This is a genomic window from Sphingomonas sp. GW821-FHT10F09 (assembly GCF_058809195.1).
The window spans coordinates 1,101,882-1,122,943 of sequence record NZ_JBXASI010000001.1 but is presented as its reverse complement, the minus strand read 5'-3'; the positions used below and the strand labels follow the sequence as shown (position 1 = coordinate 1,122,943).

The 21,062-nt window shown below is 67.5% G+C and carries 20 protein-coding genes; 10 read left to right on the top strand and 10 right to left on the bottom strand.

Annotated elements, in window-relative coordinates; all coding sequences use genetic code 11:
- Positions 1-4: 4 nt before the first annotated feature.
- The 3 genes from AC1RTO_RS05325 to AC1RTO_RS05315 form a co-directional block, all read right to left on the bottom strand.
- Positions 5-2,338 carry a PAS domain-containing sensor histidine kinase gene (locus tag AC1RTO_RS05325; RefSeq protein ID WP_493159829.1) on the bottom strand — a complete coding sequence of 778 codons (2,334 nt, stop codon included), beginning with the start codon at positions 2,336-2,338 and terminating at the stop codon, positions 5-7.
- Positions 2,339-2,547: 209 nt separating this feature from the next.
- On the bottom strand, positions 2,548-3,969 hold the full coding sequence (gene ahcY / locus AC1RTO_RS05320; RefSeq protein ID WP_493159828.1) for an adenosylhomocysteinase: 1,422 nt from the start codon (positions 3,967-3,969) through the stop codon (positions 2,548-2,550).
- Positions 3,970-4,056: 87 nt separating this feature from the next.
- On the bottom strand, positions 4,057-4,617 hold the full coding sequence (locus tag AC1RTO_RS05315; RefSeq protein ID WP_493159827.1) for a YqgE/AlgH family protein: 561 nt from the start codon (positions 4,615-4,617) through the stop codon (positions 4,057-4,059).
- A gap of 116 nt (positions 4,618-4,733) precedes the next feature.
- Between AC1RTO_RS05315 and AC1RTO_RS05310 the strand changes: the two genes are divergently transcribed.
- The 3 genes from AC1RTO_RS05310 (at position 4,734) to AC1RTO_RS05300 (ending at position 7,442) form a co-directional block, all read left to right on the top strand.
- Positions 4,734-5,213, top strand: a complete 480-nt coding sequence (locus AC1RTO_RS05310) for a peroxiredoxin (protein WP_493160341.1) — start codon at positions 4,734-4,736, stop codon at positions 5,211-5,213.
- Positions 5,214-5,394: 181 nt separating this feature from the next.
- Positions 5,395-6,831 carry an AMP nucleosidase gene (locus tag AC1RTO_RS05305; RefSeq protein ID WP_493159826.1) on the top strand — a complete coding sequence of 479 codons (1,437 nt, stop codon included), beginning with the start codon at positions 5,395-5,397 and terminating at the stop codon, positions 6,829-6,831.
- A 62-nt stretch (positions 6,832-6,893) separates the two neighbouring features.
- The gene (locus tag AC1RTO_RS05300; protein WP_493159825.1) at positions 6,894-7,442 is read left to right on the top strand and encodes a hypothetical protein; all 549 of its coding nucleotides are present in this window, start codon (positions 6,894-6,896) and stop codon (positions 7,440-7,442) included.
- Positions 7,443-7,488: 46 nt separating this feature from the next.
- Here the strand turns inward: AC1RTO_RS05300 and AC1RTO_RS05295 are convergent, their stop codons facing one another.
- Both AC1RTO_RS05295 and AC1RTO_RS05290 read right to left on the bottom strand, forming a co-directional pair.
- Positions 7,489-9,336: a M2 family metallopeptidase gene (locus AC1RTO_RS05295; protein ID WP_493159824.1), complete on the bottom strand. Its 1,848-nt coding sequence runs from the start codon at positions 9,334-9,336 to the stop codon at positions 7,489-7,491.
- Positions 9,337-9,398: 62 nt separating this feature from the next.
- Positions 9,399-10,172: an alpha/beta fold hydrolase gene (locus AC1RTO_RS05290; RefSeq protein ID WP_493159823.1), complete on the bottom strand. Its 774-nt coding sequence runs from the start codon at positions 10,170-10,172 to the stop codon at positions 9,399-9,401.
- 212 nt (positions 10,173-10,384) lie between these two features.
- Here AC1RTO_RS05290 and AC1RTO_RS05285 point away from each other — a divergent pair, with 212 nt between their 5' ends.
- Both AC1RTO_RS05285 and AC1RTO_RS05280 read left to right on the top strand, forming a co-directional pair.
- On the top strand, positions 10,385-10,603 hold the full coding sequence (locus AC1RTO_RS05285; RefSeq protein ID WP_493159822.1) for a hypothetical protein: 219 nt from the start codon (positions 10,385-10,387) through the stop codon (positions 10,601-10,603).
- A gap of 111 nt (positions 10,604-10,714) precedes the next feature.
- A complete protein-coding gene (locus tag AC1RTO_RS05280) occupies positions 10,715-11,353 on the top strand; it encodes a YitT family protein (RefSeq protein ID WP_493159821.1) in 639 nt (212 codons plus the stop codon).
- 9 nt (positions 11,354-11,362) lie between these two features.
- On the opposite strand, the gene AC1RTO_RS05275 is transcribed toward AC1RTO_RS05280, so the two are convergent.
- The 4 genes from AC1RTO_RS05275 to AC1RTO_RS05260 form a co-directional block, all read right to left on the bottom strand.
- Positions 11,363-11,776: a type II toxin-antitoxin system VapC family toxin gene (locus tag AC1RTO_RS05275; RefSeq protein WP_493159820.1), complete on the bottom strand. Its 414-nt coding sequence runs from the start codon at positions 11,774-11,776 to the stop codon at positions 11,363-11,365.
- Entirely contained in the window at positions 11,760-12,041 is a 282-nt protein-coding gene (locus tag AC1RTO_RS05270) for a hypothetical protein (RefSeq protein ID WP_493159819.1), read from the bottom strand. The genes AC1RTO_RS05275 and AC1RTO_RS05270 overlap by 17 nt, the downstream gene beginning before the upstream one ends.
- 43 nt (positions 12,042-12,084) lie before the next feature.
- Positions 12,085-13,113, bottom strand: a complete 1,029-nt coding sequence (locus AC1RTO_RS05265; protein WP_293877269.1) for an aspartate-semialdehyde dehydrogenase — start codon at positions 13,111-13,113, stop codon at positions 12,085-12,087.
- A gap of 136 nt (positions 13,114-13,249) precedes the next feature.
- Positions 13,250-15,502 carry a S9 family peptidase gene (locus AC1RTO_RS05260; RefSeq protein ID WP_493159818.1) on the bottom strand — a complete coding sequence of 751 codons (2,253 nt, stop codon included), beginning with the start codon at positions 15,500-15,502 and terminating at the stop codon, positions 13,250-13,252.
- 228 nt (positions 15,503-15,730) lie between these two features.
- Between AC1RTO_RS05260 and AC1RTO_RS05255 the strand changes: the two genes are divergently transcribed.
- The 5 genes from AC1RTO_RS05255 to AC1RTO_RS05235 all read left to right on the top strand — a co-directional run bounded on the left by AC1RTO_RS05255 (position 15,731) and on the right by AC1RTO_RS05235 (position 19,646).
- Positions 15,731-16,342, top strand: coding sequence for a DUF6975 family protein (locus tag AC1RTO_RS05255; RefSeq protein ID WP_493159817.1), 612 nt, complete (start codon positions 15,731-15,733; stop codon positions 16,340-16,342).
- Between the two features lie 62 nt (positions 16,343-16,404).
- Complete coding sequence (locus AC1RTO_RS05250) at positions 16,405-17,253, top strand: AAA family ATPase (RefSeq protein WP_493159816.1); 849 nt, start codon at positions 16,405-16,407, stop codon at positions 17,251-17,253.
- Between the two features lie 190 nt (positions 17,254-17,443).
- Complete coding sequence (locus tag AC1RTO_RS05245) at positions 17,444-18,010, top strand: CHAP domain-containing protein (protein ID WP_493159815.1); 567 nt, start codon at positions 17,444-17,446, stop codon at positions 18,008-18,010.
- A gap of 77 nt (positions 18,011-18,087) precedes the next feature.
- On the top strand, positions 18,088-19,266 hold the full coding sequence (locus tag AC1RTO_RS05240; protein ID WP_493159814.1) for a vWA domain-containing protein: 1,179 nt from the start codon (positions 18,088-18,090) through the stop codon (positions 19,264-19,266).
- 125 nt (positions 19,267-19,391) lie between these two features.
- Complete coding sequence (locus AC1RTO_RS05235; protein WP_493159813.1) at positions 19,392-19,646, top strand: hypothetical protein; 255 nt, start codon at positions 19,392-19,394, stop codon at positions 19,644-19,646.
- A 249-nt stretch (positions 19,647-19,895) separates the two neighbouring features.
- Here the strand turns inward: AC1RTO_RS05235 and AC1RTO_RS05230 are convergent, their stop codons facing one another.
- Positions 19,896-20,984, bottom strand: a complete 1,089-nt coding sequence (locus AC1RTO_RS05230; protein WP_493159812.1) for an anhydro-N-acetylmuramic acid kinase — start codon at positions 20,982-20,984, stop codon at positions 19,896-19,898.
- Positions 20,985-21,062 lie beyond the last annotated feature (78 nt).

The following is a 21,062-nucleotide window of genomic DNA, read 5'->3' as shown; positions in this document are numbered from 1 at the left end:
AGCCTCACCGCCGCGGCAATTCGACCGTCACCAGCGTCCCCTCGCCCGGCTCCGACACCAGATCGATCTGCCCGCCGTGCGCTTCGACGAACTGCTTCGCCAGCGGCAGGCCCAGCCCCAGCGCGCGCTCGCCGGTCGGCTGCATGCCGGGCTCGCCGAACCGGTCGAACGCGCGGGCGACACTCTCCGCGTCCATCCCGAAACCGTCGTCGGACACGATGATCCGTGCGCCCGTCGCATTGCCGTCGCTGTGCAGCAGGATGCGCCCGCCCTCCGGCGTCGAGGCGACCGCATGGCGCAGCAGATGCTCGACCACTTCCTTCAGCCGCTTGGGATCGCCGCTGACCCGCCCGGTCGAACGCGCCAGCTCCACCGCGAAATCGAGCTTCCGCCGCTTCGCCGCGGGCATGATCGTCTCCGCCGCCGCCCGCGCGGTCGCGGCAAGATCGACGTCGATCCGCTCGATCTCGGCATCGTCGCCGCCCTGCGTCAGGTCGAGCACGTCGTCGATCAGCAGGCCGAGCCGCTCGACCGATTGCAGGATCGCCTCGACATAGCCACCGGCGTCGGGGCTCAGCTGGCCGGCATAGCCCGCGTGCAGCATCTCGGCGAAGCCGCTGATCGAGGTCAGCGGCGTGCGCAATTCGTAGCTCATGTTGGCGACGAACTGCGTCTTGACCCGATCCGCCGCCTCCAGCGCATTCGCGCGGTCGCGCAGCGCCTGTTCCGCGCGCCGGCTGTCGGTGATGTCGAGCATCGTCAACAGCGCATTCCCGTCCGGCAACGGCACCGCGGCGAATTCGAAATGCCGCCCGTCGGCGAAGGCGACGCGCCCGGCGCGCTGCTGCCGGTCCCCGGTCGCCGATCGGACCAGTTCCGGGATCAATGCCGCGCGGTTGGGCGTCGCGAGCTTCGACGCGGCCGCTTCGGCAAAGGCATCGACGCGGGGATGGCCCGCCAGGAATTCCTCCTCGAACCCCCAGACCGCGCGCAGCCGGTTGTTCCACAATTGCAATTTGCCGTCCGCCGCGAACACCGCCAACGCCTCGAACAGATTGTCGAAGGTCGCGGTCCGCACCCGCAACAGCGTGTCGCGCGCGCTCGCCAGTTGCACCTGCTCGGTGCGGTCCTCGAAGATCGCGAGCAGCCCGCCGTCGGGCAACGGCTGGGCGACGACGCGCAGGTGCGTCCCGCCCGGCAGGTGCCAGCTTTCCTCGATCGCGGTATCGCCGGGGACGAACCACGCCCGCCGCTCGACCTTCCAGCTCGGAAAGTCGCGCACCTCGGGCAACCGGCTCGCCTCGCGCATCCGCTCCAGTACGCGGTCGAATTCGGGGCGGTCGGCGAGCCATTCGGCGCGCATCGCGAACATCCGGCGGAACGGCTGGTTGCAGAACACCAGACCGCGATCGGGACCGAATTGCGCGACCCCCGCGGACAGCCGATCGAGCATCGCGCGCTGCGCCTCGGCGAAGCGTTTGGCGCCGGCGCGCGACTGTTCGAGATCTTCGATGTCGACCGCGAAGCTGGCGACGCCGCCGGTGGGCAGCGGCACGTCGTGCACCTCGAGCGAGCGGCGTTCGCCCTCGATCGTCGCGGGCAGCACCTCGCGCTGCGGCGTCCCCATCGCGCGCGCCGCCTGCGCACCCGCACGCGGCCCCCCGCGCCCCGATCCCTCGACCAGCTCCAGTTGCCGCGCCACGACGTCGGCCGCGTCCGCGCCCTCGACCGCCCGCACGTACGCGGTGTTGACCATCGCCAGCCGCAGGTCGGACCCGCGATACCACATCGGCAGCGGTGCCGCCTCGATCAGCCCGGTCAGCGCGTCGAAGGCGATCGACAGCGACCCGACCTCGTCGCGCAGGCGCGTGATCTCCGATTCGCTGTCGGTCGCGTCGAGCGTCCACACCACGACCGCGCCGGTCGCCCCCAGCTCGCCCGGCGCGCGGCTACCGCGCACGGTGATCGCGCGGCCCGACCCTTGTGGATGCAGCGCGCGTTCGAAGCCGCGGCCGGCCCGCTGCGCCGCCTTGATATCGTTGGCGAGCGCCTGCGCCTCGACCGGATGCAGCCCCGATCCGTCCGCCGCGAGATCCTGCAGGAAACGCGGCGCCGCATCCAGCCCGAACCAGTCGACCAGCCGCGGCGGCATCTCGACCCGGCCGTCGGCACGCACCAGCATCGCCATGGCGGGCGAGACGCTGCGCAGCGCCTCCGTCTCGCGGCTGCGCTCCAGCACCGCCGCCGCCTCGCCGTGGAGGCGCCAGCCGACGAACAGCGCATAGCCGGCCCCGCCGAGCAGCAGCGCGAGTATCGCACCGCATACGACCGCCGCCATCACTGAGAGCTGGATCAACGCTTACCCCTCGTCATGCCTCCCGACGGCATGCTCGCGCCAAGCTGTAGAACGGAACATACGGCAGCGGCAATGTCGTTGATCCGGGGCCTCCTGCTCCCCTCCCTGATCGGGAGGGGAGAGGCGCGATACGAAAAAGGGCGGCACCTCGCGGCACCGCCCCTCGTCTCATCGAAACCGATCGCGTCCGATCAGTAGCGATAGTGATCCGGCTTGAACGGCCCTTCGACCGGCACGCCGATGTAGCTCGCCTGCTTCGCGGTCAGCTGCGACAGCTTCACGCCGAGCTTCTCGAGGTGCAGCGCGGCGACCTTCTCGTCGAGATGCTTGGGCAGGACGTAGACGTCGTTCTTGTAGTTCTCGCCCTTCGTCCACAGCTCGATCTGCGCCAGCGTCTGGTTGGTGAACGACGCGGACATCACGAACGACGGGTGGCCGGTCGCGCAGCCCAGGTTCACCAGGCGGCCCTTGGCGAGCACGATGATCTGCTTGCCGTCCGGGAATTCGACTAGGTCGGTGCCGGGCTTCACTTCGGTCCACTTGTAGTTCGACAGCGCGGCGATCTGGATCTCGCTGTCGAAGTGGCCGATGTTGCAGACGATCGACATCGGCTTCATCGCCTTCATGTGATCGGCGGTGATGACGTCGGCGTTGCCGGTCGCGGTGCAGAAGATGTCGGCGCGCTTCACCGCCTCGTCCATCGTCACCACCTCGAAGCCTTCCATCGCGGCCTGAAGCGCGCAGATCGGATCGACCTCGGTCACCATCACGCGCGCGCCGCCGTTGCGGAGCGACTGCGCCGAGCCCTTGCCGACGTCACCGAAGCCGGCGACGCAGGCGACCTTGCCGGCGAGCATGACGTCGGTTGCGCGACGGATCGCGTCGACCAAAGATTCCTTGCAGCCGTACAGGTTGTCGAACTTCGACTTGGTGACGCTGTCGTTGACGTTGATCGCCGGGAAGGGCAGCTCGCCCTTCTTGGCGATCTCGTACAGGCGGTGGACGCCGGTGGTCGTCTCTTCCGAAACGCCCTTCAGGTTCTTGACCGTCTCGGTCAGATAGCCCGGCTTCTTGGCGATGAACGCCTTGAGCGCGCGCTGGAATTCGACCTCTTCCTCGTTCTCCGGCTCGCCGAGCGTGTGGCCAGCCTCGAGCTTCGCGCCCCAGAGCGCGAACATCGTCGCATCGCCGCCGTCGTCGAGGATGATGTTGGCGGTCTGGCCGTCGACATCGTGATCCCAGGAGAAGATGTCGCCGACATAATCCCAGTAATCGGCCAGGCTCTCGCCCTTCACCGCGAACACCGGCACGCCGGTCGCGGCGATCGCGGCGGCGGCATGGTCCTGCGTCGAGAAGATGTTGCACGTCGCCCAGCGCACGTCGGCGCCCAGCGCGGTCAGCGTCTCGATCAGCACCGCGGTCTGGATCGTCATGTGCAGCGAGCCGGTGATGCGCGCGCCCTTGAGCGGCTGTGCCGCACCGAACTCGTCGCGCAGCGCCATCAGGCCCGGCATCTCGGTCTCCGCGATGCGGATCTCGGCGCGACCGAAGTCGGCGAGCGCGATGTCCTTGATGACGTAATCGGTGTTTTCGACCGCGAGCGCAGTAGCCACGAGTCATGCTCCTGAAGATAATGGATGCCGCAGGCCTTAGCCGCCCCGGCCGCCCGGATCAAATATAAAGATATCTTTATATGTGAATCAGGCGGTGCCCGTCGTCGGCGCGAGCAGCCTAGTGTCGATCCCCGCCTGTGCGAAGGCGCTGGTCCAGCGCGTTTCCGCCGGCGCGTCGAACAGCAGGCCGGCATCGCCCTCGACGTGGAACCAGCCCGGGCGCAGCAGCTCGCCGTCGAGCTGCCCCTCGCCCCAGCCGGCATAGCCCAGCGCCACCAGCCAGCGGGTCGGGCCGCTGCCTTCCGCGATCGCGCGCAGCACGTCGACGGTGCTCGACAGGCACCAGCGCCCGGCGACGTCGATCGTGTCCTGCCCGCCCCAGTCGTTCGAATGGACGACGAAGCCGCGGCGCGGTTCGACCGGCCCGCCGAAATGCACCGGCGCGTCGGGGGCGACGCCATGCGCGATCTCGAACTGGTCGAGCAGGTCGTGCAGGCCGAGGCCGTCGATCGTCGCGCCGACGCCGATGCCGATCGCGCCATCCTTGTCGTGCGCGCAGATCGCGATCACCGCATGGTCGAAACGGGAATCGATCATACCCGGCATCGCGAGGAGGAACTGGCCAGAAAGATAAGCGGGCGTTTGCATCGTCATGCAACATAGGCGCCGCGCGGCGACACGCCATGCTTGAAATCGCCATCGATCCGCCCGACCTGTGCGGCGCACCGCCGACCGGCGGCCGCTGCTATCCGGAGACTGACCCCATGACGATCACCGTCGGCGACACCCTGCCCAGCGCCACCCTCGTGAAGGTCACGCCCGACGGCCCCGACCAGGTCAGCGCCGCCGACTTCTTCGCCGGCCGCACCGTCGCGCTGTTCGCCGTCCCCGGCGCCTTCACCCCGACCTGCTCCGCCAAGCATCTGCCCGGCTTCGTCGAGAAGCGCGAGGAGCTGAAGGCGAAGGGCGTCGACGAGATCGCCTGCACCTCGGTCAACGACGCCTTCGTCATGGGCGCCTGGGCCAAGTCGGCGGACGCGGACGGCATCACCATGCTGGCGGACGGCAACGGCGACTTCGCCGAAGCGCTCGGCCTGACGATGGACGGCAGCAAGTTCGGCATGGGCAAGCGCAGCCAGCGCTACACGATGCTGGTCGAGGACGGCGTCGTGAAGCAGCTCCACGTCGAGGCGCCCGGCGAGTTCAAGGTCAGCAGCGCCGAATATCTGCTCGGCGAGCTGTAATCGTCCGATCCTTCCCGGCGCGGGGAGGTGGCATCGCGACGCGGTGACGAGGGGGGGCTCCGCCGGCGACGGCCGTTTGTGGGAGCCCCCCTGCGCCAACCTGCCGGTCCCCCTCGCCGTGCGAGGGAGGATCGCGCCTCCCCGTCTTGCCTCCGTCACGCCCATTGCGTAACCATCCGCAATGACAACCGCATCCCAGATCGTCGCGGACCTCGACCGCCTGTACCGTGCCTCGGTCGATCGCCTTCAGGCCGCGCTGACCGCCTATCTCACCGATGGCACGCCGCCCTCGCCGCAGAGCCGCATCGACGGGTCGTTCGCCTATCCGGTCATTCGCCTGCGCTACGCCACCGTCGGTGACCGCCCGACGCCGCTGCGCTCGTTCGGCCGCCTCGTCTCGCCCGGCGATTATACGATCAGCGTCACCAAGCCCGCCCTGTTCGCCGACTATCTGACCGAGCAGCTGACCCTGCTGCTCGAGGATTACGACGTGACGGTCGAGGCGATCGAGGGGCGGCAGGAAATCCCCTTCCCCTATGTGCTCGACCCCGGCCATGCGCTCAGCCTCGACACGGTGTCGGCGACCGAGCTGGCGCGGCATTTCCCGGCGACCGAACTCGCGCATATCGGCGACGAGATCGCCGACGGCCTGTGGATCTCGGACGGCGGCAGCCGCCCGCTCGCGCTGTTCGACGCCCTGCGCACCGATTTCAGCCTCGCCCGCCTGCGCCATTACATGGGGACGCCGTCGGAGCATACGCAGCGCTTCGTCCTGTTCACCAACTATCACCGCTACGTCGACGAATTCGTCCGCTGGGGCGCGTCGCAACTGGGGCCGGAAAGCCGGTTCACCGCGCTGTCGGGCGCGGGCAATATCGTCATCGACAACCCGGGCGACGTCGACAAGCTGGTCAACGACAGCGCGTGGCGGCGGCACCAGATGCCCGCCTATCACCTGATGGCGGACGACCGCACCGGCATCACATTGGTCAACATCGGCGTCGGCCCGTCCAACGCCAAGACGATCTGCGACCATCTTGCGGTATTGCGGCCCGAAGCGTGGCTGATGATCGGCCATTGCGGCGGCCTGAGGCCCTCGCAGCGGATCGGCGACTATGTGCTCGCCCATGCGTATCTGCGCGACGACCATGTTCTCGACGACGTGCTGCCGCCCGAGATCCCCGTTCCCGCCATCGCCGAGGTGCAGCAGGCGCTCGCCCGCGCGTCGGAGATCGTCAGCGGCCAGTCGGGCGAGGAGCTGAAGCGCCGCCTGCGGACCGGTACGATCGTCACCACCGACGATCGCAACTGGGAATTGCGCTATTCCGCCTCGGCGCTGCGCTTCTCGCTCAGCCGCGCGGTCGGCATCGACATGGAGTCGGCGACGATCGCCGCGCAGGGGTATCGCTTCCGCGTCCCTTACGGGACATTGCTGTGCGTGTCGGACAAGCCGCTGCATGGCGAGCTGAAGCTGCCCGGACAGGCCAACCGCTTCTACGAACGCGCGATCAGCGAGCATATGCGGATCGGGATCGAGACGTGCGAACAGCTGCGGCTGGAGGGGGCGAAACTCCACAGCCGCAAGCTGCGCGCCTTCGACGAGCCGCCGTTCCGGTAGGAGTCGGAGCCGAACCGTCGGCAATGCGTTACGCCCCCGAACCAATCAGGGAGTCCATGCCCGTGGCCGACGACACCACCGACACGCCGAAGACCGAATCGCCCGCCGCCACGCCGCGCCGCCGCGCGCCGCGCAAGACCAGCACGACGCGCAGCACGCCCGCCAAGACGGCCACCGCCAAGCCGCGCACGCCGCGCGCCAAGCCCGAGCCGTCGACGGTGGAAAAGGTCGAGACCGCGGTCGCCGACACCGCCGCCAAGACGACGCGCCGGGTCAAGGCCGCGGCGACCAAGGCCGAGGGCACGGTCGCTTCGGCCGCCAAGGCGGTGAAGCCACGCTCCACCAAGCGCGCGACGCCACGTGCCGCCACCGCGAAGAAGCCGGCGCCGAAGAAGGCGACCAAGGATGGCGGCACCAGCAAATGGGGCATCGCCGCGGTCGGTGCGGGCGTCGCTGCAGTCGGCGCGGCTGCCGCGGCTGCGCTGCTGACGCTCCGCAGCAGCACGCCCAAGGAGGGCGGCAAAAAGGCGCACACCGCGGACGGACAGGATGCGTCCAAGTCGTTCCAGGCCGGCATCGCCGACGAGAACACGATCCCCGACAAGATCTGAGCCCCCTCCTCCCCTCCCTTGCGGGGAGGGGAGGAAACGTCAGCCGTCACCAGCCGGTCGGCTTGCCCTTGTTCTGCGCGTCGAGCCACGTCTTCAGCGGCGCGAAATAGTCGACCAGCGCCTTGCCCGACATCTGCCGACTGCCGGTCATCACCTGCAGCGCGTCCGGCCACGGCTTCGACTGGCCCATGGCGAGCATCGCGTTCAGCTTCTCGCCGACGGCCGCGTTGCCGTAGAAGGAGCAGCGATGCAGCGGCCCCTTCCAGCCGGCCTGATCGCATGCCGCCTTGTAGAACTGGAATTGCAGCACCCGCGCGAGGAAGTAGCGCGTGTAGGGGACCGTCGCCGGAATGTGATATTTCGCGCCCGCGTCGAACTTGGTCTCGTCGCGCGCGACCGGCGGCCGGATGCCCTGATAGCGCAGGCGCAGCGCGTCCCAGCCCTTCTGATAGTCGCCCGATCCGATCTTGCCCGAAAAGACGTCCCACCGCCATTTGTCGACCAGCAGGCCGAACGGGAGGAACGCGACCTTGTCCATCGCCTGCCGCAGCAGCAGGCCGATGTCCTTGTCCGAGCTCGGCACCTGCGTGGGCGCGAGCAGGCCGATCTTCACCAGATAATCGGGCGTGATCGACAAGGCGACCGTATCGCCGATCGCCTCGTGGAAGCCGTCGTTCGCGCCGTTCTTGTAGAGGAACGGCTGGCCCTTGTAGGCGCGCTGATAGTAATTGTGGCCGAGCTCGTGGTGGATCGTGACGAAATCGTCGCCGTTCACCTTGGTGCACATCTTGATGCGGATATCGTCGGCATTGTCGATGTCCCATGCCGAGGCGTGGCAGATCACCTCGCGATCGGCGGGCTTGGTGATCTGCGAGCGCTGCCAGAACGTCCCGGGCAGCGGCGCGAAGCCGAGGGAGGAATAGAAGGCCTCGCCCTGCTTGACCATCCTGACCGGGTCGTAACCCTTGGCCTTCAGCAGTTCGCCGGTGTCGTAGCCGACGTCGCCCGCCCCCTTGGGCGCGACGATGTCATAGATGTTGCCCCATTCCTGCGCCCACATATTGCCGAGCAGGTCGCTGCGGATCGGCCCGGTCTTCGCCTGCACCGCATCGCCGTATTTCTCGTTGAGCTTCCACCGCACATAGGTGTGCAGCGACATATAGAGCGGTTCGACCTCCTTCCAGATCCGGTCGGTCAGCGCCTCGAACTGCTGCGGCGTCATGTCGTAGCCCGACCGCCACATCGCGCCGACGTCGCCGAAGCCCAGCTCCTTCGCCCCGGCGTTGGAGATCGCGGTCATGCGGGTGTAATCCTGCCGCATCGGCGCGCCGACATGATCGTTCCAGCTGACCCACATCTCCTGCAACTTGGCGGGATCGCGCGTTTCGCCCATCGCCGCCTCGATATCCGACCCGTTGATCGGCTTGCCGTCGAGCGTGCCCTTGCCCTTGCCGTAGCTCGACGACATGCGCGTGGTCAGCGTCGCCAGTTCGGTCGCGGCGCCGGGCGTGGTCGGCGCGGGCAGGCCGACGCCGTTCTTGAGCAGGTCGAGCTTGCGGCGGGTGTCGCCCGACACGCCGGCGACGCCGTTGAAGCGCGCCGCCCCCTTCGCCCATTGCACCGCCTTTTCGGTCAGCTCGGCGCCCGACTTCGCGGCCAGCGCGTCGGTGTCGTCGGTGATATAGGTGGCGTTGACCCAGGCGGTCTGGTTGGCGGGGATCGACAGGGCCGCCGCCTCCTTCTCGACCGCGGCGACATAGGCGTCGGCCTCGGCAGCGGTCGGCGCGGCTGCCGACGGCTGCGCGGGCTGGCCCGTATTCTGGCCCGTACCTTGGGCGGCGGCGGGCATGACGAACAGCGCCGCGGCGATCGCGGCGGTGGAAACGAGACGCATGGACGAAAAACCCCTGACAAACATCGTGTTGCCGTCAGGATGCGCGCCTCACCCCCCGCAGGTCAAGCGGGCCGGTCGGCGCCCAGAAAGTCCGCGATCGCCTGCCCCAGTTCGGGCTTGGCCACCGCACTCATATGCCCGCCCGGCACTTCGCGGAACACCGCCTGCGGCAGCGCCGCGGCCAGGTCGGCGCCAGACCCGTTGTCGTCGTCCTCCGCCCCGGTGATGACCGCGACCGGCACGTCGATCGCCGCCAGCGCCGCGCGCGGGGTATCGACGAACGTCCCCAGCACGTTGAGCAATGCGACCGGATCGCCCTTGGTCGTCTTGAGGAAGGCCTCGGTCATCCATTCGTTGGTGCCGCGCTCGAAACTGCCGAGGTTGGTCAGGATGTTGCGGAAGTATTCGCCGCGGCCGGAGGTCTGCAGGATTCCCGTCAGCCCCATCCCCGCCAGCACCGCGCGGCCCGGTCGCGCGCCGTTGACCAGCATCCGCAGCGTCGTCCGCCCACCAAGCGAATAGCCGCCCAGGTCATAGTCGGTCAGGCCGAGGTGCGCGATCAGCGCCAGCCCGTCGCGCATCAGTGCATCGCGCGGATAGGCGGCGGGATCGTGCGGCCGGTCGCTCGCGCCATGGCCGCGCAGGTCGGGCATGATGACGCGAAAGCCGCGTGCGGCGACCGCGGCGGCATGGCCGTATTTCAGCCAGTTGACCTCCGCATTCGAGAAATAGCCGTGGATCAGCACCACCGGCCGTCCCTCGCCCAGTTCGCGCCAGGCGATGCGGGTGCCGTCGAAGCTGGCGAAATACTGCGTGTCGGTAGGAGAGTCGGCCAAGGGTCTCGTTCCATCTGTTGGCGGCGCCCCGCTCGTTGGGTCGAATGCGCGCGCATGTCCAGCCATAGCGGATGCCGTGGTCCGATCGGCGGACGGGGCAGGACCGATTTGGTCTTTTCACCGGACGAATAACGGCATACTCTCTATTCAAAGACATAAGGAGAGCGATGATGGACGATGGTCTACGATCCCGCGCCGGCGATGAAAGCCTGGTGATCCTCCAGAGCCTGGTGTGCCTGCTGCGCGAGAAAAACCTGCTCAGTCGCGCCGATATCGAGGAACTGACCGATCGCGTCGCGATGCGCGCGGCGCAGGCGGAGCGCGATCCCCTGCCCTGCTGCGCCGAGGCGACGCAGGCGGCGGCGCGCGAGATGGCGCGGATCGGCACCTATGTCGGCCAGCATTACGGCGGAAAGCACCGTCGCATCTGATCGGGACCCCGACGGCGGCCTTCCGTTCGCCGTCGACTGCTGTATGACAGGAACACCGCCGGCAGAGCGGCGGACCGGGAGAGGCGCCTGACCCATCACGCATGAGGTCCGATGCAGCCCCGCGACGATTCCCTTCCCTCCGGCGCCCTTCCGATCGGTCGTCCGCACAGCGTCGCCGAAGACGCCTATGCGCTGGCGATCGGCTGCATCCTGCTGGTGCTCGGTCTCGTCTTCCTGAAGACGGCCGGGCTGGTGACCGGCGGCGTCGCCGGCATCGCACTGCTGCTCTCCTATTGGCTGCCGATCCCGGCGGGCGTGCTGTTCACGCTCATCAACATTCCGTTTTTCGTCTTCGCGCACCGGGTCATGGGCACGAAGTTCGCGGTGAAGTCGCTGCTGGTCAACCTCGGCATCGCATTACTCTCGACCGTCTCGCGCCTGTCGATCGACGTCGTCCACGTCCATCCCGCCTTCGCCGCGCTGGTCGGCGGCACCGTCATCGGGCTCGGCATCCTCGTCCTCGCCCGCCATCAGGCCGGCGTCGGCGGCACCGGCGTCATCACGCTCTGGCTCCAGAACACCCGCGGCTGGAACGCCGGCCGCACCCAGATCGCGATCGACGTCGTCATTCTCTGCGCGTCGATCCCGGTCATCGGCGCGGTCCAGCTCGCCTGGTCGGCCCTGAGCGCCGCGGCGATCAGCCTGATCCTCATCGCCTGGCATCGCCCGGGGCGGTATATCGGGCATTGACCCGTCTGGTCAGTCCGTCTCGAACGGCAGCAGATCGACGTTGAAGCGCTCCGCCGCCTTGATCTGAAATTTGCGGTCGGCAGTTATCAGGCGGCATTGCAGGCGTTCGGCCAGCGCCAGATAGACGCAGTCGTAGACCGGATGGCGCAGCAGGAACGCAATGCGCAAGGCGTCCTGTATCAAGCCGCCGGTTGGGTACAGGCGGCTAAAGTACCGTGGCAGGTCCTCCAGATTATCTTCGGCATGCACCATCAGCAGACGGCTGGTGCGGACCATAGACCAATAGGCATTGGCCGCCTCGGTCAGGATCAGGTCGGGCGCGACGAGAACTGGCTCGATCCTTACCAGCTCGAGCGCCGCCGCCGACCCCAGTTCCTCTACCGACAGTTTGATCGCGACGCTGGCGTCAACGACCGTCGTCATCGGGCCAGCCATCGTCGGTATCGCGCCCATGATTGGTGTCACGATACCAGCGGATAATGAGGGTGCTGTCGTCGGACAGACAATCCGTCGGCGCCATCGCCCGCTGTCTCGCCGACAAGGCCAGCTTTTCCTCGATGGTCAACGGCCGCACCCCGCGGCGCACCGCGGCGACCTCCTCTTCGATCGAATGACCGTAAGCGGACGCACGCTCCGCGATCGCGTCGGCGGCAATGGCGTCAATCCGATCGTGAAACCCGTCGTGCATCCACGCTGTATAGCACAAACGCGGATGCAGACGAAGTCCAGCCTCAACCGTCCTTCTTGAGGTGCCGGCGGCCCAGCAGTTCCGCGATCTGCACCGCGTTCAGCGCCGCGCCCTTGCGCAGATTGTCGCTGACGCACCACAGGTTCAGCCCGTTCTCCACCGTCGGGTCCTCACGGACGCGGCTGATGTAGGTGGCGTCGTCGCCGGCGGCCTCGATCGGGGTGATATAGCCGCCGTCCTCATGCTTATCGATCAGCATGATGCCCGGCGCCTCGCGCAGGATGCGCTTGGCGTCCTCCGCCGAAATCTCGTTCTCGAATTCGATGTTGATCGATTCCGAATGGCCGACGAACACCGGCACGCGGACGCAGGTCGCGGTGACCTTGATCTTCGGATCGAGGATCTTCTTGGTCTCGACCACCATCTTCCATTCTTCCTTGGTCGATCCGTCGTCCAGGAAGCTGTCGATGTGCGGGATCACGTTGAATGCGATCTGCTTGGTGAACTTCTTCGCCTCGGCGGGGTCGCCGACGAAGATGTTGCGGCTCTGTTCGAACAGTTCGTCCATGCCGATCTTGCCCGCGCCGGACACCGACTGATAGGTCGAGACGACGACGCGCGTGATCTTCGCCGCGTCGTGCAGCGGCTTCAGCGCGACGACCATCTGCGCGGTCGAGCAATTGGGGTTGGCGATGATGTTCTTGGCCTTGTAACCGTCGATCGCCGCGGCATTCACCTCCGGCACGATCAGCGGCACGTCGGGATCCATCCGGTACAGCGACGAATTGTCGATCACCGTACAGCCGGCTGCGGCGAACTTCGGCGCATAGACCTTGGTCGCGTCGCTGCCGATCGCGAACAGCGCCATGTCCCAGCCGGCGGGGTCGAAATGCTCGATGTTCTGCACCTTGAGCATCTTGCCGGTGTCGCCGTATTCGATCGTCTCGCCCTGGCTGCGGCTCGACGCCAGCACCGCGATCTCGTCCGCCGGGAATTCGCGCTCGGCGAGGATGTTGACCATCTCGCGCCCGACATTGCCCGTCGCGCCCGCGACCACCACCCGATAACCCATGAAACCCTCCACTCGTACGCCGCGCCCCCTATCGGCGTTGCGTGGCGAGGTCCATCCGCTTTCGCTTTATTGCGCACATAGCATCGCCCGGCGGCGGAGCCGAAGCCCCGCCGCGGCCCCGCCCCGCCGCGGGCCGTCACCTGGCCGGTTTGTTCTTCACGTTGCGGTCGAGGAACTCGAGGATCGTCCCCCAGAGATGCTGGCTCACCCCCGGTCCGGCGACGCGGTGCGTGTAGCCGGGATAGAACATCATCTCGAACGGCGTCCCCGCGCCCTGCATCCTGGCGGCGACCTTGGTCGAATTGTCGAGGAAGACGTTGTCGTCGGCCATACCGTGGATCAGCAGCAGCGGGTCGCGGATGCCGACCGATTCCTCGACCGCCGCCGACGCGGCATAGCTCTTCGGATCCTTCGCCGGATCGCCGAGATAGCGTTCGGTATAATGCGTGTCGTAGAGCTGCCAGTCGGTCACCGGCGCGCCGGAGACGGCCGCCGCATAGACGCCCGGCGTCTTTTCCAGCATCTTCAGCGACATATAGCCGCCATAGGACCAGCCATAAGTGGCGATCTTCGATCCGTCGACGAACGGCAGCGACTTCAGGTAATTGGCGCCCGCGAGCTGGTCCTCGACCTCGACCGTTCCCATCGCGTGATAGATCTGGTCCTCGAACGCCTTGCCGCGGTTGTACGACCCGCGATTGTCGATCTTGAAGTAGATCCAGCCCTGATCGACCAGGAATTGCGGCAGCGCGCCCTGCCAGCCGCGCGTCACCTGCTGCCCGGTGCCGGGGCCGCCGTAATGTTCGAAGAACACCGGATAGGTCTTGCCCGCGACCAGCGGCGGCGTGATCATCTCCCAATAGAGCGTCGTGCCGTCCTTGGCCTTGATCGTGCCGAACTTCGTCGGCTGATGGCTGGCGAGGAACGGCTGGTAGGGATGGCCCGCCACGATCGCATTCTCGTTGATCCACGCGATCCGCTTGCCGGTCGTATCCGCCATATAGACCTGCGTCGGCTGCGACGGACTGGAGCGCGACACGATGAAGCGGCTCGCGGCATGATCCATGCTCGCGCCATTGGTCCAGCCGAGCTCGGTCAGCCTAGTGATGACGTTGGGTTTCGCGATATCGACCGCATAGAGATGCTGTTCGAGCACGTCGTCCTTCAACCCGGTGAAGTAGAGACGGCCTTTCGCCTCGTCGACGCCCGTCAGCCCGGTGACCACCCACGGCCCCCTGGTCAGCTGCGTCCACTTGCCGCCCGGCGTCCAGCGGTACAGATGCCCGTAGCCGTCGCGCTCGGACCGCCAGATCAGGCTGCCGTCCTTCATCGGCTTGTAATCGTCGCTGAGGTTGAGCCAGCTCTTCGCGCCCGCCTTTTCGGTGAACAGCACGCTCGCCTTGCCCGTCTCCGGATCGACGCGCAGCATGTCGAGCGTCTTCTGGTCGCGGCTCTGGCGCTGCACCAGCAGGGTCTTGCCGTCGGGCGTCCAGTCGACCCGCGCCAGATAGATGTCGGGGTTGCTGCCGAGGTCGACCTTGACCTGTCCCGACCCGTCCGGCCGCATCACATACAGCTCGACCAGCACGTTGGGCGTGCCCGCCGCCGGGTAGCGCTGTTCGTAGGTCTTGGTCCCCGCGGCGCCGATCGAGGCGCGGGTGAAGACATGGACCGGCGCCTCGTCGAACTTCTCGACCGCGATGAAGCGTTCGTCCGGCGACCACCAATAGCCGGTGCGGCGATCCATTTCCTCCTGCGCGACGAACTCCGCCTCGCCGAAGTGGATCGTGCCGCCGCCGCCCTGCGTCACCGCGCGCGCCTCGCCACCCGCCAGCGGCTGCGCGAACAGATTCTGGTCGCGCACGAAGCTGACATAGCCGCCCTTGGGCGACACCACCGGATTGAGTTCGCCGCCCGGGGTCTGCGTCAGCCGCCGCACCGTGCCGTCCAGCGTCGCGAGATACAGGTCGCCGTCGAGCGGCACGAGGATCGACCCGCCGTCCGGCGCGAAGTCATAGGCGACGATGCCCTTCGACCCTCCGATCCGCGCGCGTTCGCGCTGCATCTTCTCCGCCTCGGTCAATTCCGCGCCGCTGCCGACCTTCTTGCTGTCGACCAGCATCCGCTCCGTGCCGCTGCGCGTATCGCGCGCCCACAGGTCGGTGCGCTCCTTCTCGTCCGCACGCGGGCGCAGGAAGGTCAGCAACGTGCCGTCCGGCGACAGCCGCACGCCGCGCGGCTGCGATCCCGACAGGTCAGGGCTGCCGAACACCCGCGCCAGCGTCAGGTCGCCCGCCGCGGCCGGCCTCGCCACCTGCGCGCCCGCATCACCGGCCACCATCATGGTCCCCGCCGATGCCAGCGCCAACGCCACGATCCATTTCCGCATCACCTTGCTCCAATCAACGTGCCGTCGTTCTTAGGCCACGTTCCGGCGACGTAAAGGTGGATTGCGCCGGGGTTAACGCGCCGTAAACCGTGTCTTTACGTGGTTCGGTATAGGTCATGGTCGGACAAGGCCCATGTCGTGACGGATGGGCGGGACGGCAGGGATCATTTCCGGGGTAACATGTTGGATACGGCACAGACAGGCTGGCACTCGAGCGCATGGGACCTGGTGACCCAGCTGGGTGACGCCGACGGCAGTGCCGCGCACCCGCATCTCGGCATCCTGATCTCCCCCGCCGCATCGTCGCGCGACCTGTCCGACGCCGTACACGCGCTCTGCGCCGTCCATGGCGACCATCCCGGCCTCGCGGCGGAGGCGCGCACCCATTGCGTCCAGCCCGACGCCTGCGAATGGCTGGATGCGGTCGCCGAGGCGTTCGTCGCGGAACGCAGCTATATCGCGCAGCTCGCCGCCGCCGCCGGCCCGTTGCCCTCCACCCCCGGCCAGGCCGAAACCGAAGCCGCGCTCATCACCAGCCATCATGCGATCGAGATGCTGGCCAAGTCCGAACGGCGCGGCTGCGCCACCGGCGCGGTCGCCGCGCTGGTGCAGGACTGGTCGACGATCCGCCTGCTGCTCGACCATGCCGCCGCCCGGTTCGGGGTCGAGCCGGTGCCCGCCGCCTTCCCGCCGCTCGCCGAAACCGCCGCCAGCATCGCGATGCTCGGCGGCACCCCGGCGACCGAGCGCGCGGTCAGTTTCGGCGCGCAGCAGCTGCTCGCCCAGCACCGCGCGCTGTGGGACCTGCTGGAAGCAAGGGCGAGCGCCCGCGAAGGCTGACCTTGCAAGGCTGGCCTCGATCCGCCAACGACGTACCCGACATTCGATTGACGGGAACGGTCATGAAACGCTTCGAAGGCACGCAAGACTATGTCGCCACCGACGACCTGAAGGTCGCGGTCAACGCCGCGGTGACGCTCCGCCGGCCGTTGCTGGTCAAGGGCGAACCCGGCACCGGCAAGACCGTGCTGGCCTATGAGATCGCCAAGGCGACCGGTGCCGAGCTGATCGAATGGAACGTCAAGTCGACGACCAAGGCGCAGCAGGGCCTGTACGAATATGACGCCGTCGCCCGCCTGCGTGACGGCCAGTTGGGCGACGCGCGCGTCCACGACATCGCCAATTACATCCGCCGCGGCAAATTGTGGGAGGCGTTCACCCGCCCGACGCCGCCCGTGCTGCTGATCGACGAGATCGACAAGGCGGACATCGAATTCCCCAACGACCTGTTGCAGGAACTCGATCGCATGGAATTCCACGTCTACGAGACGAAGGAGACGGTGCGCGCGGTCGAACGCCCGATCGTGGTCATCACCAGCAACAACGAGAAGGAACTGCCCGACGCCTTCCTGCGGCGCTGCTTCTTCCACTATATCAAGTTCCCCGATCGCGACACGATGCAGGCGATCATCGACGTCCACTTCCCCGGCATCCAGAAGATCCTCGTCGGCAAGGCGATGGACATCTTCTACGACGTCCGCGACGTCCCCGGCCTCAAGAAGAAGCCGAGCACCAGCGAGCTGCTCGACTGGCTGAAGCTGCTGCTGCACGAGGACATGCCGCTCGACGTGCTGCAGAACCGCGACCCGACCAAGGCGATCCCGCCGCTCCACGGCGCGCTGCTCAAGAACGAACAGGACATCATGCTGTTCGAACGCCTCGCCTTCATGGCAAAACGACAAGGGCGCTGACACCCGGCCCGTCACGCCCCCTCCATCACTGCGCGCGACGCGAAGCAATTCGGCTTCGCGCGCACGATACCACCGATCCCACGACGAGCCGTTTCGGCTCTGCAACGACCGGCAAATAATTGCCGGTTTTACGGCTCGTTAACCGTAACTGCCAATGCTGTGGTCATCGCTGCGGCGGTAACCCATAGTCATGCGGGGTTTTCTTCCCAGATGCGGCAGTGTGGCCGCGGCAACATTGGCGGCAACGCTGATTGCCGCTCCGCTCGGCGCCTCTGCCGGCCTGCTCGATTACGTCGGCCAGTGCGTCCCCTTCGCGCGCGAAGCCTCGGGCATCCGGATCTATGGCGACGCCTGGACCTGGTGGGGACAGGCGAAGGGCCGCTACGATCGTGGCCACGCGCCGCGGATCGGATCGGTCATCGTCTTTTCGAAGACCGGCCGCCTGCCGCTCGGCCATGTCGCCGTGGTCAGCCGGGTGGTCGAGAAGCGCGTGCTGATGCTGACCCACGCCAACTGGTCGCGCCAGAACGGCGAACGCGGCCATGCCGAACAGGATGTGACGCTCTACGACGTCTCCGACCGCAACGACTGGAGCGAGGTGAAGGTCTGGTATCGCGATGCCGACGGCCTCGGCGGCAGCGTCTATCCGGTGGAAGGCTTCATCTACGGCGGCCGCCCCTCGGCGCAGCTGACCAGCCGCAATCCCGATTACGTCGGCGCGCTGATCGACGCCTACGTCCCGGACGCCGGGCGCTAGGATATACGCCACCGGACGGACCGATCATCCGGTCGTCACGCGCTGGACACGCCGCCCGGCGCGGCTAGGATGCCGGGATGTTCCTCAACTTCCTCGACGAGCTTCGCGCCGCCGGCATCCCGGCGAGCCTCAAGGAACATCTGATCCTGCTGGAAGCGCTCGATGCCGAGGTGATCGATCGCAGGCCGGAGGCCTTCTACTATCTCGCCCGCGCGACCTATGTGAAGGACGAGGGGCTGCTCGACCGCTTCGACCAGGTCTTCGCCAAGGTCTTTCGCGGCATCGCCACCACCTATGGCACGCAGGCGGAGGACATTCCCGCCGACTGGCTGCAGGCGGTCGCCGAGAAATTCCTGACGCCCGAGGAGATGGAGCAGATCAAGTCGCTCGGCTCGTGGGACGAGATCATGGAGACGCTGAAGCAGCGACTCGCCGAGCAGGAGGGGCGCCACCAGGGCGGCAACAAATGGATCGGCACCGGCGGCACCAGCCCGTTCGGCAATGCGGGCTACAATCCCGAAGGGGTACGGATCGGCGGCGAGGGCAAGCACGGCCGCGCGCTCAAGGTCTGGGACCAGCGCGAATTCAAGAACCTCGATTCGACCCGCGAACTCGGCACCCGCAACATCAAGGTCGCGCTGCGTCGCCTGCGCCGCTTCGCGCGCGAAGGGGCGGCGGACGAACTCGACATCGACGGCACGATCGACGGCACCGCACGCGCCGGCTGGCTCGACATCCGCATGCGGCCCGAACGGCGCAATGCGGTCAAGCTGCTGCTGTTCCTCGACGTCGGCGGGTCGATGGACCCGTGGGTCCGGCTCTGCGAGGAATTGTTCAGCGCCGCGACCGCGGAGTTCAAGAACCTCGAATTCTTCTACTTCCACAATTGCCCCTATGAGGGCGTGTGGAAGGACAACAGCCGCCGCTTCGCCGAGCGGACGCCATTGTGGGACGTGCTGCACAAATACGGCCACGACTATAAGCTGGTCTTCGTCGGCGATGCCGCGATGAGCCCCTATGAGATCACCCATCCCGGTGGCTCGGTCGAACATTTCAACGAGGAGGCGGGCGCGGTGTGGATGCAGCGCCTGACCAACACCTATCCCGCCGCGGTGTGGCTCAATCCGGTGCCGGACGGGCAATGGGGCTACAGCCAGTCGACCCGCATCCTCCGTGAGCTGATGTCCGACCGCATGTACCCGCTGACGCTCGCCGGACTCGACGACGCCATGCGCGAACTGACGCGGAAGCGGTAGGGCCGATCGCCATTCAGATGATGACGTGCCGAAACCGCCGTTTGCAGGCCGTGAGGGGTGAATGGCGATCGGCCCTGGCGTCGGCGGGCGCGATGGGATAATAAATCCCCCTCGGGAGACATACCATGCGCCGCCTGCCGCTCCTCGCCGTCCTGCTGCCTGCCGCTGCGCTGGCAGAGCCCGGTGCGATCCCTCCATCGAACACGCCGGTCATCCACAAGGGCAAGCCCGACTGCGTGCTGCCCGGTGCCCGCCGCGTCGGCGACCTCCCACCCCCGGCGGCCCGCAAGCTCGGCGACATGCCGCCCGCCACGCCGATCTACACCGTCGTCCGCGAGATCGAGGGCTGCCCCATTCCGGTGAGCGTCCGCCGGCACTGATCGCGCCGTCATTCGGCGGGACGATCGGGCCAATGTCGCAATTCTTCTGGTGACGCGAGCCGGGGATCGGCCGTTGGCCGACACCCGCTGTGACTCCCTGATCGGAAGTGGATCGGTCGCCCCTTTCCTATCCTTGGCTATTCGCTCAGACAGGGTACGACCATTGCCGCTCTATCTCTTCGTTTAGGAGCCTAGGCGATGGGAACGGATCGTTTCCGTCAAGATGTTCATGTCGTCCATGTCGCAGCCTCAGGCCGGCCGGTGGACCACCCCGCCGGCCAGCGGCGCGCCGACGCCGGTGGTCCCGGGAAAGCTGATCGGCAGCCCTTTCAGCGTCCGCACCGCCATATAGGCGAAGCCCTCCGCCTCCATCGCATCGCCGTTCCAGCCGAGCGCATCGCTCGGTTCCGGCGTCAGGCCGCTACGCTCGGCGATCATCCGCAGCATTGTCGGATTGTGGCGCCCGCCGCCCGCGACGATCAGCCGCCGCGGCCGTTCGGGCAGCCGGTCGATCGCCTCGTTGACGCTCGCCGCCGTGAAGGCGGTCAGCGTCGCGGCGCCGTCCGCGGCCGACAGGCCCCGCGCCGGCTGCATGGTGAAATCGTTGCGGTCGAGGCTCTTGGGCGGCGCCAGTTCGAAGAAGCCATGGTCGAGCATGCCGGTCAGCACCGCCTCGTCGACCCGGCCCGCCGCCGCCAGCGCGCCGCCGTCGTCGAAGCGTGCGCCCGTCTCCGCCGCGACCCAGCTGTCGATCAGCCCGTTCGCCGGCCCGGTGTCGAACGCCACCAGCGCCCCGTCGCGGCCGACGAAGGTGATGTTCGCCACGCCGCCCAGATTGAGCACCGCCACCGGCAGATCGAGCCCGGCAACCAGCGCGGCGTGATAGACCGGCAGCAGCGGCGCGCCCTGTCCGCCCGCGGCGACGTCGGCACTGCGGAAATCGCTCACCACCGTCGCGCCCGTCGCCCGCGCCAGCACCGCGCCATCGCCGATCTGCCACGTCCAGCCGCGGTCGGGCCGGTGCGCGACCGTCTGGCCATGATAGCCGATCGCATCGATCGCCGCCGCCTCGACCCCCGCCTCGCGCAGCAGCTTGTGGACGGCAAAGGCATGCGTCCGGTCGATCAGCTCGCCCGCCGCGACCAGATCCGGGCTCGCCCGCGGCCGGTCGAAGGTCAGCGCCAGCGCCGTCGCCGCCTCCAGCTGCGCCCGTGCCGCGTCCGAGAACGGCTCGCCGCGGAATGCGATGGGCCGGACCTGCCCCTCGCCATCCGTCTCGATCAGCGCCGCATCGATCCCGTCGAGCGACGTTCCGGACATCAGACCCACTGCCAGCATAGTCGCGCACTCCCTGCCGCGTGCTCTAGCGGGACCATCTGGCGAAACCATGCGAAAACGACTATGTGAGCCGCTCTC